We start from the raw sequence: 21,798 nt of genomic DNA on the forward strand, positions 1-21,798 counted from the left end.
CCCTTTCCGTGTATAAATTAAACTATCTTCTGCGCCCCAAAAGTATTGTTATGCCAAAAAATGTTACACGCAAATATTTATGAAATTTTTTTGTCTCCAGACCTTTGAGGGTTTGCTGTAAAACTATCTTCAAATCTGTAAATTTATCAGAGGAGAGTGATCTGTATGTGAGCCCCTGGACAGGAGCAGCGACAACTTCATTCGTGTTCGTTAGACGCAGGTAGTGTATGGTTTTCCCTGGGTACAGACAGTTCAAGGTATAAAAAAAAGCTTTGAGTTGCTGTGGCGTAAGACTCTCACAGGAGAAATCAATGAATAATATGCTTGACGCAATCGCAAGTGACCCTCGTATTGACGCAATTTGTGCTGCTTGCAAATATGTTATGTCTTTTATGTCGCCGTGAATAGTTTTTTGATCAAGCACGCTGTTGCAAGATGCAGGAATAATAGAGTGAATCAAGCCATCGCGTAAATTTTTTGCTATAATGGATTCAAGAAATTTATAGAAATGTGTGCCTGTTATCTGATTATGTAAAGAAAATGTGTTGTCAGTGAATAGCTTCAAAAGCCCCTTTGCCACTTCAGGGATTTGTCCAAAGGCTACAATATTCGCGTACTCCCCATGCAGGTGATCCGATTTTACAATGGAAAAAAGAGGAATATTTCTGAAGAGTTGAAGAGTGAGCACCTGTGGGCTTCGAACAAAGCGGATGAGCATGCCAAGGCTTCTTCGACCGTTTTTAAAATTTTTTGCAAAAACATATCCCCTGAATTTCCAGTACAAAACTGGGGGCAGAAGCCCTCTGGCTAAAGCAAAATACTTTTCGTGCAAGTAATTAGGCACCATGGAAAACTTGTAGCAAATTTCACTGTATGCATAGGCATAGAAAAATGGCCAAAGATTCCCCGGCAAGAGCTTTTTGAGCCGCATTTCAATATGTGCCAAAATGCCCAGCATATGGATCGCCATTTCATTTTTTCCGTCTGTAGTATCACTGATAATGGACCCAGGCCTATTTATGCGGTAGCAAATCAGTCGTTCTCTGACTTGAGCCATCCGTTTTGCAGCAAATATTGTTTGGAAATAAAATGGATTGTCTTCGTAAATAAGCCCTAGCGGAAAATTCGCACCTATTTCATCAAGGAAACTTTTTTTACACAGCTTATTCCAAGCCACAACAAACGACTTATAGGAAAAAATGCTATCAGCGCCCACATCTCGCCAATCAAAACTGTATTCAAATTTTACATCGTTAAAAAGGGGGAGACTTGAGGTATCATTTGCAACAACTGTTTGGCGCAGGGTGTCATCAAAGTATTGCACTTGAGAAAATACGATATCTGCATCATATTCTACAGCCTTAGCATGGAGTTTAGCGAAGGCGTCGGACAGTACGTAGTCATCTGAGTCAAGAAAAACTACGTACTCCCCTTTAGCAATGCGGAAACCTGTGTTGCGAGCACCAGCGAGGCCCAAATTTTTTTGATGGATCACCCCTACCCTCGCGTCCATTGCCGCGTACGCATCACACATATCTGGACAATTGTCTGGGCTGCCATCATCTACAAGAATCACTTCTATGTCTGAAAGCGACTGTGTCAAGACACTTTCAACGCACTGGTTGAGATATTTTTCAACATTATAAACAGGGATGATGACAGATATAAGAGGGTGTTTCATGAATTTTTTCTGCGAGTAAACAGCTTTATTTTGTTAAAAAGAAAGTATATCTGGCTATCTGGTAGCCATTGAACAGCAAGCACAGAGAGTCCAAATAGTTCATACACTCGGTAGCAGCCTTGCTTAAATCCTCGCAAAACAGTTTTACCCAATAAACAAATTTCAAGTCGCAGTTCCTTCGGTGTTATTTGAAGAAATTCGGACACAGAGGCTTCAGCCGGTTTGGAGAAGTAGCTTGTGAGGTGTTTTGTGTTTAACCAACGCAGTATAGATGGTTTGATCCAAGATCCACCCCACCAATGAATAGTATATGTGTTATCACTGATGCAACTTTTATCATATTTTTCGTTATACCGATAAGGATAAAAAACTTTTTCTGGGAATAGTGTTATTGGGCCAAACGTAACAGCCTCCTGAAAAATCCGACTGTCATAGAGAATGCATTTATATTTTTGTGTAAGAATGCACGTAGTAATTTCCGGGATGGTATAGAGTGGCGTTTTCCATATAGATCGCTGATAAAATTCATATAGGTCGCAGAGTAGAGGGTGCCCAGCGACGCAACCAAAAATGGACATATTTACTTTGTCCCATGATTCAAAGGCAGCAAAGAAGTCGTGCTTTAGAAAACAGTCAAAACGTTTTAGAGCGGTAATATCCGTATCGCAGTAAACGCCTCCGTAATCTCTGAGAGTTTTTACCCGGATATAGTCGGCAACATAGGCCCACATTTTGCGTTCGTAAACGGCTCTAAACCATGAACATCGCTCAAGTTCTTTTGGGAAATCAAAATACTGGGTAGAGTTGTTGACTTCAATAATGTCATAGTCTGGCATGACATTCTTCCAGCTGCCAATACAATCGGATATCTCCTTTGGCAAAGGGCCATCAAATACATAAAATATTCTTTTTGGTATTTCCGGAGTATCTGTCATGCTGAAATAATCCATAATATTATATGTCTAGCAGTAATATAGTTATAGAATACATTGATTATTTCTGTTGTGATATGCAAGCGTCTCTATTGTAAATAATGCTTAGCGACTGTGATCATTGCGTTGCATTAGTCCATAAAGTCTTCCGCGGAAAACTTTCCAATAATATTCACGCGAAAGATCGCTGCTCAAAAACATGCGAGTTAAAGGATAGAGCACATTGAGGAGCTTAAATGTCAGTGAAAAATTGTGTTTTCTAAGAAGTTCCATTCTGCCATGGGAATAACCCCATAGTTTTTTATCAGATTCTGGGCCATCCTGCCATGGATCGTGGAATACCACTATATCTTTTCGCCGATAGATATTGAACCCCATGCTCAGCGATCTAAGTAAATAGTCCGTTTCTTCACCGCTTTGGTACGGGGTTGAAGCGCCCGTTCCCAGATTTTCGTCAAACTCTCCCACCTTCTCCACGACGGCTCTTCTTAGAAAGATAAGCCATGATGGTGCTTTTCGAAACACGGAGAATCGTGTTTCTCTGACCAGTGAAGGTGCAGGCAGTTTTTGGGTAAATGAGCCAATGCAACCAGAAGAGTGGTGGTTTGTTGAAAAAAAAATTAGCTACCTTCAGCAAAGTGTCTGGTGAATAATGGCAATCATCGTCTGTGAGGGCAACAATATCTCCTCTTACATGCGGTAGCAGTTGATTCCTTGCAGCAGAGAGTCCTTTGGGGGGAATCAAGCGATAGTCGATATCAAGCTTCGTGCTGTAGTGTTGCAAAATATCCGCCAAAAATTGTGGCGGATTTTGATCCCCCAGTAGAACAGTGAAGTGTGGATACTTCTGCACGACCAAACTCTCAAGGAGGCGAATGAACGGTTCTCTCCTATTTCTGGTCGTTACAAGTAGCGAGAAGTGTGGAGTGGCGTGGCTGTCTGCAGAAAGATGCACGGTAGAAACTTCTCCTTATCCTAGTATGCTGGGTTTAATTGCAAATGCAATTTTTTATTTTTCTTGCGACTTTGTGTAGTTTTTTGTGGCGCTTAATGTAATTTTTAAAGACCAAATAGATTTTTTGCAGGGGATCACGAAAAAGAATTTTCGGCTGCAAATCTTCAAACTTCCCCACCAAAAGACCGGTCAGGGCACATGCTTTTGCCTTGCTTCCTGTATGTCGTTCCGCTTGAATCTCTTTGAGAATGCAAGGAATCCAGTCATCCTCATTGGCAGAGAAGTTTGAAATTTTTGGAAGAGTGGAAATTCGCATGGGAACGTATTGTTTCAAATCCAAAGAACGTTGCAAATTTTCTTCAAGAGAGTTTACTGAGCCGTAATTAGCATATTGCTCAAGCGTTTCAATTTTTAAATACTTTGTTATATCAGTTTTGTCTGAATATTTGCTATAAATTGTGCGCACGAAACTCAATGTCAGTTGGTTTTGAGGATAATAAAGTTCCTGCTGCTTTTTTTGCAGTAAAATATCATTTCGTTCATAATCCGTGTACCAAGAATACTGGTTTTCACTAGATGTGTCCTTGCAGCCAAAAATGCGCTCAATACAATTGGGGGTTATTTGTTTTATGCACTTCCAGACATAACTTCCACCCCATTCAACTTCCATGAGAGGCTCAAAATATTCCTGTAAAAGCTCCATTGAAATGTGAATATAAGGGTGCCAAGCATGAATATAATCTTGATGAATAACCACAGATTCATTAGGTATCAGATGCGGAAAAAAATTTCTAATCACACTATCTGTTACAGCAAGAGTCTTGCAACAATCTAAGCCAAGTAATGCAATTGGCTGTTGGTATGCATATCCAATTTCACAAATATCACCTTCATGGACAGTGAGCATTGATGTGAACGATGCTGTCATTTTGTCAAAAAAATTGCGAAAACTTGTTAATTCGTCCTTTACCTCATCTCCAAATATGTCTTGCAACCACTGACGAATATATCCCTCATCAATTTTGAATAAATCGTACACATATACCTTTTTGTCCTCAGGACACATAAATGTATTATTTTTTAATCCTTCAATAAGGGCATGGGTTGTTCCCCCAACGAAACATCCTGCGTCGATGACGGCGCCGGGACATGATATTTGCGAGGCGTAGTGATAGTAAATGGCACGATCTCCAACCGTGAGCATGGCCGGATGTTCTTTAGCTGCAGGGGGGCACGTGGCGTCATAGTTATCAAAAAGGCGTTGGCGCTCAATTCGGCTCGGTTCGGGAACCTCAATAATTTTAACAGGCAGTGTTTTAATGTCCTTTTGTCTATCCCCATGATAAAATTCAATTATATTTTCACTATTGAAACAACCAATTATCTTGTCATAGCACTCATTTGAAGGGCGGATATGCATAAGCGATCGTATCATATAGAAAATAGAATTAAACTGTTGCTGTTTAATTTTTTTAGTAACCACAGCAGCAATGTATTGTGCTGATTCAAAGAAAGCCTCAACAGCCTGACTTTCCAGCCCGTTAGCAATCACTTTGTAGGTATTATGCCCCAGAATGCTAACAGCCACTTCCGAGGTGTATTCTTCCAGGGAAAATTTGAGGAGATTTCTCTGAATGATTGCCCAAATCAAGGATGCATTGATGCAATTCGCTTTTGACCACGGTCTATTGGACAGGCTGTTCTTTCGTTCTCGATAGTTAACACTGACCGTTGAGGTGTAGTAAACTCTATCAGACATTGCGTAAATAAAGGGGATTAGCGCCAAGTCTTCATGGGCTCCGGCGGGGAAAGAAAATCCATGTTTCCTGTAAAATGCACTGTCAAAGAGTGTCCCCCAAGCACGCATAGGGATAAAAGAATCTCGATCTAACAGGTATGCACCTCGGAAGGCTTGAAGTCCCGCTAGCGCCACATTGATATCCCCGCCCCACTGTGCGCGTTGTTTTTCATCAAAAGCTTCTTCTTTGCCGTTGAGCAACAATTTACGGCAGCTACCCACGACAACTGGGTATCCACCTTCATTCATTGTAGCAACAAGGTTTGCAATGACAGAATCCGATGCAAGAGTATCATCTGAATCTAAAAAGAAAATATATTTCCCGTGGGCTGCCGCCACTCCGGTGTTTCTAGCAGGGCCTAAGCCCAAGTTGCAGTCATGTTTGCACAAAATTATATTATTATGATGTACAGCATAGCGATTCAGGATTCCCAAAGTCCCATCTGTTGATTTGTCATCCACTAGAATCAGTTCAATAGTAACATCACGTTGTGCAAGAATTGAATCCAAGCACTCACCAACATAGCTCTGAACATTGTAGCAAGGTACAATCACAGAGACAATATCGTCTGTTTGATTGACGAAAGCAGTTTTAGGGCGACCAAACAAAGTTAGCCCAGAACAGCGAAGATCTTCTTCAGAGATATTTTTTGCTGCAAGTGTATAATAGTTATTAAGCGTATTGCCGTCCTCACTACGCTCACTTGCAAAGTAGAAGTATTTGTCTAAAGTGCGCAATAGCTCTGAAGGTAGTTTTTTATTTGAGGTTGAAGAGAAATAAATACTATCAACAATGGGCTCAACATCCTCAGCTATAGCAATTGACGTTCCAACTTTATCCATTAACGCCGCACGCATTTCATCGGCATTCAATACTAGGTGTGCCCAGTTATCTATTGGATTATTGTATGAAAATGTGTATCCTCCAGGGATTGATGAGCTTTTTGTTGCCCACAAGTGGTGGCCATTGCTGCACGTCCAGAACGGTTCCCCTTGTAAATATATTTGGCCATCTGGTTTCAAAATTTCAAGCAATTTTAGGGCAATGGACTCTATATCCATGAGGTGTTCTAGTGTTGCAATGCAAAAAATTAAATCAATTGAATGAGGAAGTATCTGACAGTTTGCAAAATCTTCCTGAAATACCATCAGGTTATCTTGAAGCAAGTATTTATCTTTCTTCGGGAGCCATGGATTGTACGCACATACAGAGGATGCTCCATTGGCAATGCAGAGTTGGGCCATCACCAAATTAGGGTCAGAGCCTATTTCAATAATATTCTTATTTATTATGGGTGTGTGTTTGAGCATTTCTTCGAATGAATGCAAATAATAGGTGTCCTTCCCTTCACTTACAAGGGGAATTCCCTTTGTAATAACAGTTGAAGATGATGTAAGCATGAGTTCTGCCTTTTTTTTATATTTAGCCATTAGAGTTTTGTACAATGTTTTGGATTCTTGCCGCAACTCGTCTATAAGACAAGGGTGTTCAACTATTTTGCATATGCAATGAAGCATATCTGGTATGCTTTTAGCAATATGGAAAGAGCTCAAAGCGCCTGTACCCTCAGCAGCTCCTTCTGTGCAAACTAAAGCCGCTCCATGCGCCATCGCATCTAATGTCTTGATTTTTATTCCAGTTCCACCTCGTTCAGGGTTGATAATGACATCACACGCAGCATAAAAATCATGCAAGGATGGTACTTGCCCCAAAAGGGTGTGCTCCAGAGCGGCAAATTCATTCGGGGGGCAGAATTCGTAAATTCTGTCGGACACTCCACCTGCGATACGGAGGGAGATTTTGTCTTGAAGATTCTTGTCCTTGGCAGCTGCGCGTACAAAGAGAGCTAAATTTTCTTCATTTATAAAGTTACTTGACCCGATATAACCAATAACGAGCTTATCTCTTGGGTCTGAAGGAAACGTAAGCTCAACTGGAGAGGGAAGAGGAGGGATGGTAATAACTTGTTTGGTTGGAGGAGATATTTGCGTAAAGTAAGCGGCTTCTTTCTCTTGTAGGGCTATAATCTTGTCAGCTCTGCTACATGCAAGTTTTTCTCCCTCAGCATCAAGGCTCATCCAGCCTGATTCAGAAAAACCTTGAGCCAAAATTTTACGATTTCTGTCGAGGAAACTGTCATGCGTCAATAAAATCTTTTCCGTGTACGAATGGCAATAGTCAAAAATCGCGGTAAAAAAAGTATAATTTGTGAAGCAGATGTCGTAGGGGAATTGCGCTACAAGCTCCTTAACCTTGCTGATGACTTCTAAGCCACACCAATCATCAACATGTACATTCAGGCCATTACTGTTGGCGCTCGTAGAATAGCTCGTGACTGGTATTGAGAATATTTTATCATAGCATTTGGCATCGCCAGATTGTTTTTTGTTTCGTATATCACGCGCATCAATTCCATAGTATAATAGGTGAATTTCGTATCCTTGACGATGGAAAAGCTCCAGCCAATACCGAATGACAACAGAATTTCCTTCATTTTTTAGTGGATGAAACATGGTTGCAAACAGAACTCGTTTGTGGTTGCTAGTCGTTTTTACTCTCTGAAATTCCGAAGGTGATACTCCTGTTTTGTCAAACCATATATGACAGTCTTTTTTAAATAGAGGAAAATTCCTGCATACATCATAATAGGGGAAAAAAGATACATTGTCTGTGAGGTAGTGCTTTTCACAGTAATTTGTGACTGAAAAAGTTTGTTTTGGGTGGCGTTGCCCTGTAAGATACAGATGTATTCCTGGTTCTCTCGCGAACTCAAGAACTTCTTGTAGTAGATCTTCATGTTGGTAGAGAGGAATGTCGGCGCCAATATTCATTGTTTTCCCTTAGTTTGTTCTGTCATCATATCTTTTAGAAAAAGTAATACAACTGGATAGGCTGGCATGGAGTGGTGGGTCACATCTTGAACAATAATCTCCATCACAAGTTTCCACTCGTAATCTTCTAAAAAAATTTTGCAAAGCCCAATTTGCTCGGTGGGCAGTGTGGCGTTATAAGTCGTAAGTTGGTATAATGCATCAAAAAGAAGTTTAGATCGATCGTGTATTGGGCGCGATGCTAAAAGCTTAAGCCAAACGTAGAAACTTGGTTGCAATGGATCAAGTAATGATAGTAGTAATGCTAGGCTTGTTCCCTTTGCTTCAAGAGGGTCAGATTCCCCTTTCCTGCGATATTCAGAAGATTGCAATGCTAAGACATGATTGATTGCCTGCTCTGTTGTTTTAGCTTGTGAAATTGCGTTGTCGTGCTGTCTGTACAGCATGAGTGTACAAGGAACATTACCGAGTTCGTATGATTCCAATAGGCGAAGCCATAGGTCGTAATCCTGAGTGCTGGCAAATTGTCTCCTATAGCCGCCGACAGCCTTGATGGCTGAGGTTCGTATGATAGAACCCGGATGCGACAGTTCCGGGCCGACAGTGTACGTTTTCTGGCGAATAGCAGTTGGCGCAGAGGGAGGCTTCCAGCTGTGAGGTTCACTTTCGTGGCCTTCATCATCAAAGAAGAAGAGATGGCAACCAGCAGCGGCAATTTCAGCGTGTGCTTTCATATATGACAACTGAAATTCTATTCGCTCAGGAAAAGCAATATCATCCGCATCCATCCTTACAATATACGGCGTTTCTATTGACTGTAAGCCTTTGTTAAGGCTTGCTGTCAATCCTATATTGTAGTCATTGGAAATAATAGATATTCTAGCATCTTTTTTCGCATATTCTGCAATAATTGCAGACGTGCCATCCGTTGAGGCATCGTCAATAATCAAGAATAAAAAGTTTTGCATTGTTTGTTGCAAAATACTGATAATGGCATTTTCCACATAGTTTCTGTCATTATGGCAGGCCATCAACACCGTTACAGGGCAGCCTTGCGGAGGGGTTTGTATAAACTCGACGCGGTCTGTCGCTTCGCACCATATTTCTCCCCAGCGAAATTCCTTGTAGCTAATAGCCAAGCCTGCTCTGCTCAGCTCGTGCACAAAGCTTTCATACGTGTATTCCGTCTCGTGGGTTGGATCAAGACGCCACTCTATGCCGAGTTCCTTTTTCAACGGAACACGCCAATCACGCTCAAAAATCGGCACTCGCAGCAGAAAACGTCTTGGGTGTAATTTGTTTCGCAGTGCGATAAGGAAAGAAATCCTGTTAGGTAAGTGTTCCAGAACATTTGAGAGAACAACTGTGTCATACTCCCCATCCTGAATATCCGTTATCGCATTCCCTTGTACGAATGTTATATTCGGGTGGGAAAACCTGCTTCGCGCAAAGGCAATGTTCTCTCCGCTCAACTCAATACCTGTAACCAGTGCCTGCGCATTTTTTGCCATGTCGTATGCCAAAAAACCGACACCGCAGCCAACGTCAATGACTTTTTCGCCACGTTGAACACGGTTGACAAAAAAATCATGATACTTGGTATGTCGGTGTTTTGAGTGGATTCCGCCATCGTAGGCAATGGCAAGTTTTCCTTCCAAAGGGTATAAGTGTTCTTCAAAAGAAAAAAGAAGGCGTAATGCCTCATCTGGTGATTTTTCTGATATGAATTTGTGTATAGTTGTTATTGTGTCATTTAAAAAAGTTTCGCTTGAATTTTGAATTATTGGCTTCAGTTGAAGTTCAAGTTTTCTAAAGATGTGTTGAGCCTCTTCATGTGTTTTTGTTGAAATGTATTCTTCAATGCTGTTTATAATGCTGTTACAGAATTCAGCATTTGTAGTCTGTTGCTTCCGAGAGAGTAATGCGTGTAATTTTCGGCAACCTGAGGAGAATAGCGCGGCCAATGCGAGTATACATTTTGTGACAAGCATGTGGCGAGGGAATTTTTCATAAACCCTCAGTTCCAGATTCAAAATTACATTCAAAGAAAACTTTTTGGCTGCTATCCTGGCATTTTCGCCCAGCCTTCGCCTTAATACCTCATTGTCAAGCAGTGTTTTAAGACCAGCTCGGATGGAATGGGAATCTGGAGAGCACAGTAGTCCATTTTTATGATCTTCAATGATTGTGCTAATTCCCGGGACATTGGTAGCAAGAACGGCACACCCACACGCCATATATTCCAGAAGAGATTTTGGATGACCTTCATAATGTGAAACCAACGTGCAAATTGTGCTTTTGCAGAGTATTGATGGGAGTTGAGTGTGCGCAACAGAATGAACAAACTCAACTTTGACCGCATTAACTCGGGCAAAATCGGCAAGAGCCTCTCTTTCAGGTCCATCGCCAATAAGTTGAAGTGAAACATCAATCCCACTACAGGCCTCAATCAGGGCAAAAATATTCTTCTGTGGGGCTAGCCTACCCACTTGGGTAATTACAATAGGTCTTTTGGCGGAATAATCCGGCAGCGGGGCATGAAAAAAGTGATCTGGAATATAATTAGGAATGCAGGTAATAGCCTCTGGTTGCACATTGTGCGCTGATATAATGTATTTGCCTGCTTCTTGAGTTGTCACAATGCAGGCATTTGCTTTGGAAAACACTTCCCGTTCTATGCGCAAGGCATGGCCGAGAGTTTCCGGGTTTTCCTGATAGCAAAATTCGCTCCAGACATAACCACAACGGGAAACAAAAGGTTTGCCCCATATTCTGGCGCAACGCAAAGCGCAATCCGCCCCGTTTGTCTGGTTTGATTTGATAACGTCCGCCTTAATTAAAGGCAGAGCATGAAGGAAAGGCATGTGTCGCTCATATTGTCCACATGGCAAGTTATGGAAATTGCCATAAACCTTAAGCCATGGAAAGCTTTGAGCAATATCTAGTTCCTTTTTATCACCCCAAGAAATGATGCTAATTTGTCCCCCCTGCTCTGCCAATTTTTGGTATAAAGCCAACTCCCTTAGCAATGAGCCGTTTCTCTCCCAAGCTTCCAGCGACATCCCACGAGTCATTACAAGGACTAGTCGTATTATTTTTTTTATATTTTCAACTTTTGGCATGGCAAGCACATTGGTGGTGAGGTTATCTGATGTTAGTGCGATTTGTGACACTTATTTGAGGTTCTAGGGGGTAAGAAAAAAAATTGTCTTTAAATAACGTGTAGAACGGTTTTTGGGAAAAAAATATATATAGCCTTTGGCGATTGTGGTCACAATCTGCTAACAGATGGCGCGAATATTCCTTGCAAATTTTAAAAGTCGTTTCGTTTCAATACCCACCATAGTGGACCGCATTCAAGGTCAAAAAAGTCAATATCATCTCGGAACAGTTTTCGGAATGCATTGTCACTTTTCTTGGCTTGTCGGGGAATTTCACAATATTCACTGTCAAATTGCAAAACTGAAAATCCCATGCGCCTTGATCTGTAGTTAATAAATTCTTGAGCATCAGTTGGTGAAAAAAACCAACGATGTCTATCTTCTTCCGGTTCTGGCTGAAGACCATAAAACTTCATATCCTTTTTCCGTCCTCTGTATCTTCCACTTCGCAAAAAATGCATGAAATCAGCGTATGGATTCGGGAGAGAAATAATAACAGTCTTTTTTGCTATTCTACAACATTCATCAAAAGCCGCGTGAATATGCTCCAGATGCTCTAGAACGTCCAAGCACAACACAACATCAAAGGACATATCTTCAAATGGATATGGGCAGTTCTCCAGATTGTATTCTTGATCAATCGAAGCGCCAAAGCCAATCGTGTGATAGCGGACGTTATGGGGAAGATGTTTTGCCAAGACACCTTTATCGGCACCAACATCAAGGATGTCATCAACACAAAGTGCTGTTTTATATTTCTCCCAGACGTATTGTCCTTTGCCTTCGCGGTCGGTATAGACAAAATCTGTAAAAAAATCGCAATTGAGTTTGTGTAAAATAGCCATTTCATCTCACTAGTTATTGAGACTGAAGGAATTCACTTCTTTTCACCAATGTATATTGTCTGCCATTGTTCTAACCATCCACCCATTGCGTCAATAGGTGGAGTATCAAGATTGTCTTTTAGCTTCCCTCCATAGTGGTTTTGCCGTCGTCTGCTAATATCGTAACCTAGTTGTAATGTTTTCATGTCTCCGGTTTGGTTGAAAAGTATTTCAAGGCCAGAGTGTGTAAATCTGAAAAAATCCTTGGGACATGGATGATAGCGCCAGGAAAAAGGTGTCAGATGAACATTTAACCCGCTGGGCCTACAGATTCGCACACATTCTCTGCCCGCAGCAAAAGGATCAGCAACATGTTCAAGTACGTTGTTTGAAAAAACCAATTCATAAGAATTGCTGGAAATTTCAGGGCAATGGATTATATCCCCGCGTATGAATCCTCTGCGGGGTTGCACATCAACATCCAATATATCATACCCATTGCAGGCAACAGCTTGCGGAAATAAAAAAGAAAATTCCCCATTTCGACCCCCTACATCGAGAACTTTCTTAGGTTTTTTTTCAAGTATAAATTGGAATACATCTTTCTCGGAAATGAGGTTCAAATGGGATGAGTATGCCCCATCATTTAAAATTTGTTTAGCACGATTTTTTTTAGTAACTAAAAAATTATTATAGATAAAGCGAAACATTCAAAACCTCATTATAAAATCATAAATTATTTGTACAATGTTATTTGTAACTAATCCATCACATCTATATTCACTCAAGACAACGTTTTCGCATCCTTTTATAGAATTATTCCGCGCATTGACAAGTACACCTCGTAGTTCATCCGGGGATTCAAGATAAAAAGCCGAGAGTGAAGAATAGTAGCTTTCACGTGGGCCACCGAGGAAGCTGGCTATAAAGCAAGGTACACCGCTTCCAATATTTTCAAATATCAGGCTGCTTCCTAGGGAAATGATGGCGTCATAAGCAAAGATATATTTTCCTGGCCAGTCACCGGGGTGAAGGGTAATGCCGAGCGTATCGCAGATTGGTTGATTGGTAACAACATCATGCCATGCTGCCGCTAATGGATGTATTTTCAGCCCAAGAGACCAGCCTTTAGGCAGCAGTGCTAGTACTTTTTCATACATTGCACGCTGGTTAGCAATGCATGTTTCGTAGGTGTCACCGTCTTGAGATATCACCCCACGGCGTCCCCCCGGGTGCAACAGCAAAACGCGTTTGCGTAGACCTGAATGTAAGTTTTCATTCTCTTTCTTATGGGCCAAAGAGTCGGAAAACGGAAGGCCAGAGTGGAACCAGGATCTCGACAAGGCAGACTTTCGTAATGTGAACAGGTAGTCCGCCTCAGCAGACAATTGGGGTGCTAAGGAAAAATTTTTGTTGATATAGAGATCTGGAATATTTTGATACGGAAGTGCCACCAGAACGGTCTTGCCATTTGAAAATGTGTTTAATTCTTTAAAGCATTTATTGACACTCAGAACAACGTCAAAGGCTCCAAAATTTTTCCAGCCAAATCTTTGGAAAAGGTTGCGGACTTGATGGAACGTCTTGTTCCCAGGAAGCACAGTGGTGTTTTCTTCAATCCAACGCACTTTGTCTATTCCACTATAATCCATACCAATAAGATCACAGATAAATCTTAACGCTGTTTCGTCCAATGAGGTAACAGCCTTAGGATTATCGCGTATATAGGATTCAGAAAAATAACCCCGTTTAACCATGTATATATTGTGTCCATCTTGGATGAGGCGTCGAGCCACTGGCCATATGGATCGATAATAAAGCGTCATTGTTCCTGTACACAAAATATCGAGAGACATCATCCCTCCAAAATATGCAGATGCATTGCAGCACGAACTGACTGCGCCATCAGTAATCTTTTACTTTCACTCCGCTACCAGACGAATGACGGTTCCCTCGCCTGCTGGGCGAATATCACCAAAATACTCATGCTTCAGTTTGGAAAGGGTGTTTGCCAAATAATCTGTCATTGGTATACCATTGGTATTCATAGCGCGGATATGCAATCCGGGCGCTTCTAATACATAGCAAAGCGACTGAGCAGTAAAAAGTGGACATGTGAACCTGGGGGCTTGGGCATGGCTACATCTTTGTTTGGGTGAGGCACTTCGATAAAAAGATATCGTGTCAGTTCCCACTTTTTTTAGGCGCATGACATTTTTACTCTTGCATTTTGGGCACAAATCTTTTTTTTGCGAAATAATTCTGAAAAATATAATATATTATATAAATATCAATAAGCATTTTTTTCAGAGTTTTTCCAATCTATCTTTATCTTTTTTTATGGCGTCAACATACAGAGAAATCATAGGTGATTTCGTGTCAAATATCGTAACGTTTTGCATTTCTGGATGCACGCTGCCACCAAAGCCGGAGTGGATAACTGTAAAGCCAGCCTGCTGCAATGCCTCACTGAGTTTTTCAAACGAATACCATTGGATATGGTCACCAGGAGCTTCTGGTCTAAAGGGCAATTTGTGTACAATAAAGTTTAAAAATTCATCCATAGCCATTGTTTCAAATGCATCTTTTAATATATCATCTGGAAAAACTGACGTCCGTTTTATATACTGCTTGCAGCGAGGTGTTGCAATTTCACGGACAAGGTAGTCTAGCGGTTTCGGATGGGGAGTCTGCGAGTCTCGCCATTTACCTTGGAACCACGCGTCTCTCCACGACCAGTATTGGGGATAATGTTTTGTGGCCATATATAGCGCCTCCGCGTCAGGACAGATAACACGAAAGACGCCTTTAGGGCGGAGAACCCTGTAAACTTCAGAAAAGAGGGATCGAATATATTCTTCTTCTATATGTTCAATGACATGCGAACAGTAGGCAAGGGTGATGGAATTGTTTGCAAAAGGGAGTGCGTCTTTTCTTATATCGAACGGAATGAATTCCGCTGTTTGACGGGAACTGTACCATTCGCTAGGGAAATCGAGATTAGTCCAACCAGCAGCAGAAAAAGCTCCAGCCCCAATGTTAATTTTAGTTTTTTTTAAATCATCACAGGAAGTAGGCAACTGTTCATTGTGGACTTCGACTCGAGGTTTGCGCCAGAAGAAAAACGATTGAAGCATTACGGTTGTCCTTGTGTGCTCTTGTCAAGAGTCCATGCTTGTTCACACCAAATAACACCTGCTCTGGCGTCTGCTATGAGTGCGCCCTTGGGAATGACCATGTCAAATGTTACCGCGTTTTCCACGATATCGAACACTATGTCACCTTTGACTTTCACCGTAAGTATCAGCCCTTTTTCGAGAAGCGGAAGAGTGGGAACCGTACACAAAATGGCACCCTTGCCCTGAGGTAGAGGCCCTAGATCAGATTTTGCCGAATTAAGGAAAAGCAGGATTTCATCTCGGGAGTTTTTGATGACTAGGGCAATTCCATACCCTCGGATAGGTGTTTTAGCTGTATAATAGATCTTGAATGTTGCAGCCGCACCTGTGATTGGTGCATCAATTACGTTGCCCTTGGAATCCAGAAATTCAATGCTGGTGATTCGCATGTCTCCCGAGCCTTGGCGTTGATCCTCGGGGAGCAGTTTTCTAGTTGTTTTTCCGGCAATGCCCAGTGTGGCATAATATTCATCAAGAGTTTCCATAGCTGTGCCATAATGGAGCATTTTTCCAGACTCAAGTAGCATCCCATCTGTACATATCCGGGTTATTGCTGTTGGGCTATGTGAAACAAAAAGTAGGCTGACACCCTGCTCTAACATAGCATAAATAGCGTTCAAGCATTTTTTTTGAAACATGATATCACCGACAGAGAGTGCTTCATCCACAATCAGCAGATCTGCCTGAACGTACAGTGCAATGCCAAATGCTAGGCGCGAAACCATGCCGCTTGAATATTGCCATACCGGACGTAAAAGCCAATCTCCCAGTTCGCTAAAATCTTCAACTTTAGCGGCGACAGCTTGAATTTCCGTTCGGCTCAATCCCATGATTGTGCCGAGTATCCCAATATTCTCCCTGCCAGACAGCTCCATGCTCATGCCGGCAGTCAATTCGATCATGGGAAAAATTCGTCCATAAACATTAACAGTGCCTTTGTCTGGTGGGGTCACTCCGGCTAGCACTTTTAACAAGGTTGACTTCCCTGCGCCGTTTCTGCCGAGAATACCCAAAGAACCACCGCGTGGGAGGGTGAAATTAATGTCACGCAAGGCCCATTCGTGATCCGCAACATGCTGCTTTTTCCACGGAAGGAAAGGTGGCAGGCCGTATCTTTTCCACAGCCCCTTAACTTCAATTATCGATTTTTCACTCATATTAATAAATATCCGCAACGTAGCGCGCAATGCGCTTGAATAAGGGCAAAGCAATGGCCCAAAGGAGGATTGTGATCAGCAGGACTTTAAGCAGGACGCTCCAATCGGGGAATGTGCCCAAAAACAATATTTGACGAAACATCCCCACGCATTCGGCAATTGGATTGATTTGCACGGCCCACAGTAGGCTTTTGGGAATAATTGCGGGAGAATAAAAAATTGGTGTGGCAAACATCCCCAGTTGAATCAAGGTAGGAAGTACCTGGATGATATCTTGACGATAAAAGGCGATTGAAGCAACCAAGAGGCCAAGTCCGAGTGCAAAGAAAAACACCAGCAGAAAAATTACTGGGATGAATAGATGTAACCATCCTGGTATGTAATTATAATAGATGAGCATTCCTTCTAGTAAGACTAGATAGATGCAACAGGTAAATAAGGGGAGTAGCGAACTTGCAAGAACAAACACTAATGGGGGAACAGGCATTTTTTTCAAGATGCTGACATTTGCCACAACGGCAGGAAAGGCCGAATTTAGAATCCCTGCGAATAGCAGCCAGATGCTCAAACCCGAAAACAGGAAGGGGATCATAGGTACCCCTTCAGGATTGGACAGGCCGAACATCAGGCGAAAAAAAACAAAAACGCACAAGTAAGCTGCCGGGGCAACAAAGGCCCAAAGTGGTCCAAGGCATGTGCGGCGATACATGGAGTTAAACTCTCGCCAAAAAATGGCTTTCACCAGCGTTATATTACGCTGCCAGCTGGATATGTTCAGGTGCATACTCCTCCGAATCTGTTCAATCAGCATAATTCGAGAATGATGATACTCACAAATGTCCCGCTAGTCATCCCCAGCTATTTTTTTATCTAGCTTAAGCGAGAAGTGCGATTGCTGAACGCACGTGAGGCGATCCGTATTGTAAATATACTTATTTTTATCCATAATTGGGGGGCAGTCAATAATTGTTTTTTGGAAAAAAGGCCGATTTCATTATCCAGCATGTAACATGCCTTTTCAGCATGTTTTTAACTACCATATGTTTTGTTTAGAAGACTACAACCCTTTACTCAAACATAACGCAAGAAAGTTGCAATCCAAATTTTAATACGCCACAAATCAAACAGCTTTTCGCGTGAATCTTTTTTTACCTGCCTGCTGACAATGTCCTGTGACGCCTTCCAGCCTGGCATTGAGCACAAATAGGTGACTGATAACTCCAGTGCATGGTAGTAAGAACAGTAATATAACTTGATTACACTCATATAACTTTGTTTGACTAAAATAACTTTTTACGCCAATGTCGGGGCATGTCGCAATCATTGCCCGTCACAACGTGGGAAGTCCTGAAGCTCACTATTCCGCAGATGGGCCTCATGCTGTGCCATCTGGCGGTTTCCATGACAGACCTGTGGGTATGCGGTCAGATTGATGGCCGAATCCTTGCGGTGCTTGGCGGCATCTCTCAAATTTTCGCCTTTCTCATGCTTGTCACGTCTATGGTTGCCAGCGGCTGTATGGCTACTGTCAGCCGCGCCGTGGGGGCTGGCCTGCTCTTGCGGGCTCGGCGATATGCCGGGCTGGTTCTCTGCATATCGCTGCTTGCCGGAAGCTGCGTTGCTGCTCTGGCCCTTCTGGCGTTGCGGCTCGTGCCCCTGAATGGTTTGTTTTCTCCGGAGCTTGCTCCTGCCGCCTCCCTGTTTGCCCAAGCCTATGCCCTGCAATTGCCGTTTTATTACAGCATGATAATTCTCAATTCCACATTTCGCGCGCACAAAATGGTGTGGCTGCCCTTTGCCACTTTGTGCCTGGTGGCGCTGGTCAATTATGTGGGCAGCGTGGGCTACGGGCTGGGCCGCTGGGGGCTGCCCCAGTTGGGCTATGCCGGGGTGGCGTGGTCAACCGTTGCCTCGTCTGTGCTGGGCTTTGCCTGCAATATTGCTCTGGCGGCGCGGCGGGGAATCATCAGCCGGTCATCCTTTGCAAGCTGGCGGTGGAACAGGGCCGCGCTGCCGCGGCTGTGGCGCATTGGCATCCCCGCTGCCTTGGGCAGTCTGGCAGGGCAGAGCGGCAGCATGGCCTTGCTGGCCTGTGTTGCAAACATGCCCGGCAATGCTGCGGAAACTCTGGCGGGGATGACGCTCGGCATGCGGGTTATCAGCATGCTGTATTTTCCTGTGGCGGCGATGGGTATGACCCTTGCCATCATGACAGGGCATTTGCTGGGCGCACGGCGCAAGGCTGAATGCTACGGCATGGGTCTGCACTATGCCCGACAGGTGGCCATGATCGCCATTGTGGCGGCAGCGGCACTGTTTTTGAGCCGACACGCCATTGCGCGCTGGTTCACCCATGACCAGGCCGCCGTAACGGTGGCAGGAATTTTTCTGCTGGTCGCCTGCGCAAAACTGCCGCTGGAAGTAGTGGGCATGCTGTTGCAGGCAGTGCTGGACGGCGCAGGGGCCACGCGCCTTACCAGCCGCATTACTGCCCTGACCCGCTGGGGCATCTGCGTCCCCCTGGCCTATGCCCTGACCTATCTGCTGCATTGTGGGGCCACTGGCATCTTTGTGTCCATGGCCTGCGCCGAAGCAACCGGAACCCTGTGCCTGCTGTACCTGTACAGGCAAAAAAAATGGCTTGGTAGCCTGTGATCTCTTTGATATACCCTACAAGTTAACAGCATTCAAAGAATGTTAGACAGAGGTATATTAAGGAGCCGCCCCCAATGCCCGAAGACGAAAAGCAGCTTTCGCCAGCGCTGGAAAATTATCTCGCCATTATTTTCAGGCAGGAATTTGCCGCCGGGGCCTGTAGGCCCAGCGACATTGCCGATGCCGCCGGAGTTGCCCGCCCCTCTGTGACCAACGCCCTGCGCGAGCTGGCAAAGCGCGGCTACGTGACCTACGCCCCGTACAGCCTCGTAAATCTGACCGAAAAAGGGCTTCGTGCCGGGCAGGAACTGGCGCACCGCAACATGGTGCTGAAAGACTTTTTTCAGAATGTACTGCAACTTTCAGAAGACAGAGCCGCTAGCGTGGCCTGTGAGCTTGAACACGTCATTCCTGAGGATGTAATGCTGCGCTGGCGGCAGTTTGTGCTGTACATGCACCACACGCAGAGCGAGTGGGAGCATTGGCAACAAAAAACCGAAGCCCTGCGCGAAGAGCACGCCACAAAGCAACATGCGGCAAGCCCCAAGGCACCGCCAGCAATCGTGCATCGCAAAGAGTTTGTAAAAGACTGACCGACAGGCCCAAATCGATGCGCCGTGCAGGCATTTTGCATGCGTCAACAGGGCGGGTTTTCGCGCCATCAGCGCATGCGGGGGCACTCTCGGCCAATCCGCTCTAGTGGAGCGAATATTCCACAGGCACCCGCACGCTAAAGCTGCTGCCGCGAACTCCGGTATCCAGACCGGCAAGCCTTGTACCCAACTGCTCCGTGGCTGAATCCAGCACGCCGTGGCCGCTGCCCCTGTGCAGCGAGGAGCCAGTGACCTTGCCATCATTGCCCACCTGCACCAGCAGAATGGCTGTGCCCTCGGCTCCGGTGCGCCGTGCGTGCTTGGGGTAGTTTTTATACTGTTCTATGGCCCCCAGCAGTTTGTGCAGCACGCTTGGGCTGGCTGCGCCGCCTGATTCCGCGCCGTTTTTTCCATGCCCTGCGGTTCCCTTGCCGTCTATAACGCCCCTGGCCTGCGCCTCAGCCCCTGCGCCGGGGGGAGTCTCTGCGGCGTTTTGCTGCGGCATCTGCACGGCAGCAGCAGTTTGCACAGGTTTGACCGATGCGGCCCGCTGTATGTCTTGTTGCTGGGGCTTGCTCATGCTGGTTTTTTTGACTGGCGAAACCGTTTTTTCAGACGCCTGCGCCATGTTGTTCACAGGTTGCGGCGGCTGAGGCTGCTGTTTTTCCTGCGTCTTTATCACCTCTTGCGGCGTGATAGCCCTCAACGGAGCTGCCGCGCCCCCATCCGGCAGGCTTGGGGCAGCAGCGGGGCGAACGCTGGCTGCCATCTGCGCAAGCGACACCCGATAGACTTTTTCCTGCGGCAAGGAGGCCTGTCCACCCAACAGCAGGGCAAGGGCGATAAGGCCGCCGTGCAACGTCAGCGAAGCCAGGGTTGATCCTGAACACAGACCGGGCAAGACTGACAGTTTTTTCATGATGTTGACCTCCATGCGTGCAAGGTCGCCTGCGGCAGGGCTTTGCGGCACCGCCGCAGGCGGGCCTGTTCTGTTATACCGTGGCAGCAAGGGCCGTGATGTATTCCCGCGCCTGTCGGCAGTCTTCCTCATCGGGATGCTTGGCGGCTTCTTCAAGGCGGGCGCGGCGTTCGTCCGTCATGGGGTGGGCGTTGTCGGCCATTTTCTGCATCATGGCCACCACCGCCGGGTCAACGCGGCCCTGACACAGGAATGATCCCAGAATCCTGTTGCCGCGTTGCGGCTCATTGAGCAGAGCTTCTCCCTTTTTTTTGCAGTCAGCGGCGTGTTCCGAGTCCGGCCATGCCCCAAGGGTCCCGAACAGGGCCACGGTGCAGTTTTCGATGCTCTCAATATACCGTTTGGCATCGGCATCGGGCATGCCTTTGTCCACCCAGTAGCCCACGGCCACAAAGTCATAGCCGCTGGGGTTTGGGGCATCCTTTACAGGGTAAATATCGCAGTCGTGCAGGCCCTCAGCCACGGCACGGGCCACCTTTTCCGTATTACCAGTGCGGGAGGAGTAGGCCACCAGAGTTTTCATTGAATATTCTCCTTGCCCAGCGCCGTGCGCAGCGCCAGAAAGCGTTCTTTTACCGAGGGGATGAGCGCGCGGTTTTCGCGCCCTATGTAGATGGAAAACACAACCGCGCCCGCTGCATCAAAAAACTGGATGCTGTGACTTTCCAACCCTATGAAGGGCAGGGACAAAAAAGCCATGTGGGCAATGTTGTTGCTGCAAATGTGCCCGCCCAGAGGGCAGCCGTGATCAAGGTTGAAATAGCCGCCCCCGTGCTTGCCAGCGGGGATCTGCCCCTTGATCTCCACCACGCTTCCACCGTGGCGCATGATGAACGTGGCGGATTCCCAGGCTGTGAGGTCGGCCCATATGGCGTCAAAGTCCGCCGCTGCGGCAAAGGCCCGCATGGGCTGGGGCAGAGCTTCCGCGGCCTGAAGTTCGCTGACGCCGCAGGTCTGCGCCAGCGTGTCCAGCATGACCATTTTTTTCTCGGCCAGTAGGGCCGCTACCTTGTCTGCCAGTGTATTGTCGTTTGCCGTTGTCATGGCAGCTT

Annotated in this window: 17 protein-coding genes; 2 read left to right on the forward strand and 15 right to left on the reverse strand. The window is 45.1% G+C overall.

From position 1 onward, the window contains the following. Window positions 1–22 precede the first annotated feature (22 nt). From ACUZ9P_RS10390 to ACUZ9P_RS10445, 12 genes are all read right to left on the reverse strand, one after another. Entirely contained in the window at window positions 23–1,681 is a 1,659-nt protein-coding gene (locus ACUZ9P_RS10390) for a glycosyltransferase family 2 protein (protein ID WP_449249641.1), read from the reverse strand. After that, window positions 1,678–2,616 (reverse strand): glycosyltransferase family 32 protein, encoded by a 939-nt coding sequence (locus tag ACUZ9P_RS10395; RefSeq protein ID WP_449249642.1) that lies wholly within the window; start codon window positions 2,614–2,616, stop codon window positions 1,678–1,680. The genes ACUZ9P_RS10390 and ACUZ9P_RS10395 overlap by 4 nt, the downstream gene beginning before the upstream one ends. Before the next feature lie 102 nt (window positions 2,617–2,718). Next, window positions 2,719–3,090: a glycosyltransferase family 2 protein gene (locus tag ACUZ9P_RS10400; RefSeq protein WP_449249643.1), complete on the reverse strand. Its 372-nt coding sequence runs from the start codon at window positions 3,088–3,090 to the stop codon at window positions 2,719–2,721. Beyond that, window positions 3,068–3,568: a glycosyltransferase family 2 protein gene (locus ACUZ9P_RS10405; protein WP_449249644.1), complete on the reverse strand. Its 501-nt coding sequence runs from the start codon at window positions 3,566–3,568 to the stop codon at window positions 3,068–3,070. Before ACUZ9P_RS10405 ends, ACUZ9P_RS10400 begins: the two co-directional genes overlap by 23 nt. A gap of 34 nt (window positions 3,569–3,602) precedes the next feature. Then, complete coding sequence (locus tag ACUZ9P_RS10410) at window positions 3,603–8,198, reverse strand: glycosyltransferase (RefSeq protein WP_449249645.1); 4,596 nt, start codon at window positions 8,196–8,198, stop codon at window positions 3,603–3,605. After that, window positions 8,195–11,320: a glycosyltransferase gene (locus tag ACUZ9P_RS10415; RefSeq protein WP_449249646.1), complete on the reverse strand. Its 3,126-nt coding sequence runs from the start codon at window positions 11,318–11,320 to the stop codon at window positions 8,195–8,197. Before ACUZ9P_RS10415 ends, ACUZ9P_RS10410 begins: the two co-directional genes overlap by 4 nt. Before the next feature lie 191 nt (window positions 11,321–11,511). Next, window positions 11,512–12,204: a class I SAM-dependent methyltransferase gene (locus ACUZ9P_RS10420; protein WP_449249647.1), complete on the reverse strand. Its 693-nt coding sequence runs from the start codon at window positions 12,202–12,204 to the stop codon at window positions 11,512–11,514. A gap of 32 nt (window positions 12,205–12,236) precedes the next feature. Next, a complete protein-coding gene (locus tag ACUZ9P_RS10425) occupies window positions 12,237–12,893 on the reverse strand; it encodes a class I SAM-dependent methyltransferase (RefSeq protein ID WP_449249648.1) in 657 nt (218 codons plus the stop codon). Further along, window positions 12,894–14,039, reverse strand: a complete 1,146-nt coding sequence (locus ACUZ9P_RS10430; protein WP_449249649.1) for a hypothetical protein — start codon at window positions 14,037–14,039, stop codon at window positions 12,894–12,896. Window positions 14,040–14,489: 450 nt separating this feature from the next. Continuing rightward, window positions 14,490–15,320, reverse strand: coding sequence for a class I SAM-dependent methyltransferase (locus tag ACUZ9P_RS10435; RefSeq protein ID WP_449249650.1), 831 nt, complete (start codon window positions 15,318–15,320; stop codon window positions 14,490–14,492). Continuing rightward, window positions 15,320–16,519 (reverse strand): ABC transporter ATP-binding protein, encoded by a 1,200-nt coding sequence (locus ACUZ9P_RS10440; protein ID WP_449249651.1) that lies wholly within the window; start codon window positions 16,517–16,519, stop codon window positions 15,320–15,322. Before ACUZ9P_RS10440 ends, ACUZ9P_RS10435 begins: the two co-directional genes overlap by 1 nt. Before the next feature lies 1 nt (window position 16,520). Next, a complete protein-coding gene (locus ACUZ9P_RS10445) occupies window positions 16,521–17,303 on the reverse strand; it encodes an ABC transporter permease (protein WP_449249652.1) in 783 nt (260 codons plus the stop codon). A gap of 527 nt (window positions 17,304–17,830) precedes the next feature. On the opposite strand from ACUZ9P_RS10445, the gene ACUZ9P_RS10450 reads away from it, so the two are divergent. Together ACUZ9P_RS10450 and ACUZ9P_RS10455 are read left to right on the forward strand one after the other, a co-directional pair. Beyond that, on the forward strand, window positions 17,831–19,174 hold the full coding sequence (locus ACUZ9P_RS10450) for an MATE family efflux transporter (protein ID WP_449249653.1): 1,344 nt from the start codon (window positions 17,831–17,833) through the stop codon (window positions 19,172–19,174). A 74-nt stretch (window positions 19,175–19,248) separates the two neighbouring features. Continuing rightward, window positions 19,249–19,767, forward strand: a complete 519-nt coding sequence (locus ACUZ9P_RS10455; RefSeq protein WP_192111539.1) for a metal-dependent transcriptional regulator — start codon at window positions 19,249–19,251, stop codon at window positions 19,765–19,767. 103 nt (window positions 19,768–19,870) lie between these two features. On the opposite strand, the gene ACUZ9P_RS10460 is transcribed toward ACUZ9P_RS10455, so the two are convergent. From ACUZ9P_RS10460 to hutX, 3 genes are all read right to left on the reverse strand, one after another. Further along, the gene (locus ACUZ9P_RS10460; RefSeq protein ID WP_449249654.1) at window positions 19,871–20,686 is read right to left on the reverse strand and encodes a TonB family protein; all 816 of its coding nucleotides are present in this window, start codon (window positions 20,684–20,686) and stop codon (window positions 19,871–19,873) included. Window positions 20,687–20,759: 73 nt separating this feature from the next. Continuing rightward, entirely contained in the window at window positions 20,760–21,269 is a 510-nt protein-coding gene (locus ACUZ9P_RS10465) for a flavodoxin family protein (protein ID WP_449249655.1), read from the reverse strand. Beyond that, entirely contained in the window at window positions 21,266–21,790 is a 525-nt protein-coding gene (hutX, locus tag ACUZ9P_RS10470; RefSeq protein ID WP_449249656.1) for a heme utilization cystosolic carrier protein HutX, read from the reverse strand. The genes ACUZ9P_RS10465 and hutX overlap by 4 nt, the downstream gene beginning before the upstream one ends. Between the last annotated feature and the right edge of the window lie 8 nt (window positions 21,791–21,798).

This window comes from Desulfovibrio intestinivivus (assembly GCF_053570665.1).

Coding starts and splice junctions, on each gene's coding strand:
- ACUZ9P_RS10390 (WP_449249641.1), bottom strand. CDS start 1,681: ATGAAACACCCTCTTATATCTGTCATCATCCCTGTTTATAATGTTGAA.
- ACUZ9P_RS10395 (WP_449249642.1), bottom strand. CDS start 2,616: ATGACAGATACTCCGGAAATACCAAAAAGAATATTTTATGTATTTGAT.
- ACUZ9P_RS10410 (WP_449249645.1), bottom strand. CDS start 8,198: ATGAATATTGGCGCCGACATTCCTCTCTACCAACATGAAGATCTACTA.
- ACUZ9P_RS10415 (WP_449249646.1), bottom strand. CDS start 11,320: ATGCCAAAAGTTGAAAATATAAAAAAAATAATACGACTAGTCCTTGTA.
- ACUZ9P_RS10420 (WP_449249647.1), bottom strand. CDS start 12,204: ATGGCTATTTTACACAAACTCAATTGCGATTTTTTTACAGATTTTGTC.
- ACUZ9P_RS10425 (WP_449249648.1), bottom strand. CDS start 12,893: ATGTTTCGCTTTATCTATAATAATTTTTTAGTTACTAAAAAAAATCGT.
- ACUZ9P_RS10430 (WP_449249649.1), bottom strand. CDS start 14,039: ATGTCTCTCGATATTTTGTGTACAGGAACAATGACGCTTTATTATCGA.
- ACUZ9P_RS10435 (WP_449249650.1), bottom strand. CDS start 15,320: ATGCTTCAATCGTTTTTCTTCTGGCGCAAACCTCGAGTCGAAGTCCAC.
- ACUZ9P_RS10440 (WP_449249651.1), bottom strand. CDS start 16,519: ATGAGTGAAAAATCGATAATTGAAGTTAAGGGGCTGTGGAAAAGATAC.
- ACUZ9P_RS10445 (WP_449249652.1), bottom strand. CDS start 17,303: ATGCACCTGAACATATCCAGCTGGCAGCGTAATATAACGCTGGTGAAA.
- ACUZ9P_RS10450 (WP_449249653.1), top strand. CDS start 17,831: ATGTCGCAATCATTGCCCGTCACAACGTGGGAAGTCCTGAAGCTCACT.
- ACUZ9P_RS10455 (WP_192111539.1), top strand. CDS start 19,249: ATGCCCGAAGACGAAAAGCAGCTTTCGCCAGCGCTGGAAAATTATCTC.
- ACUZ9P_RS10460 (WP_449249654.1), bottom strand. CDS start 20,686: ATGAAAAAACTGTCAGTCTTGCCCGGTCTGTGTTCAGGATCAACCCTG.
- ACUZ9P_RS10465 (WP_449249655.1), bottom strand. CDS start 21,269: ATGAAAACTCTGGTGGCCTACTCCTCCCGCACTGGTAATACGGAAAAG.
- hutX (WP_449249656.1), bottom strand. CDS start 21,790: ATGACAACGGCAAACGACAATACACTGGCAGACAAGGTAGCGGCCCTA.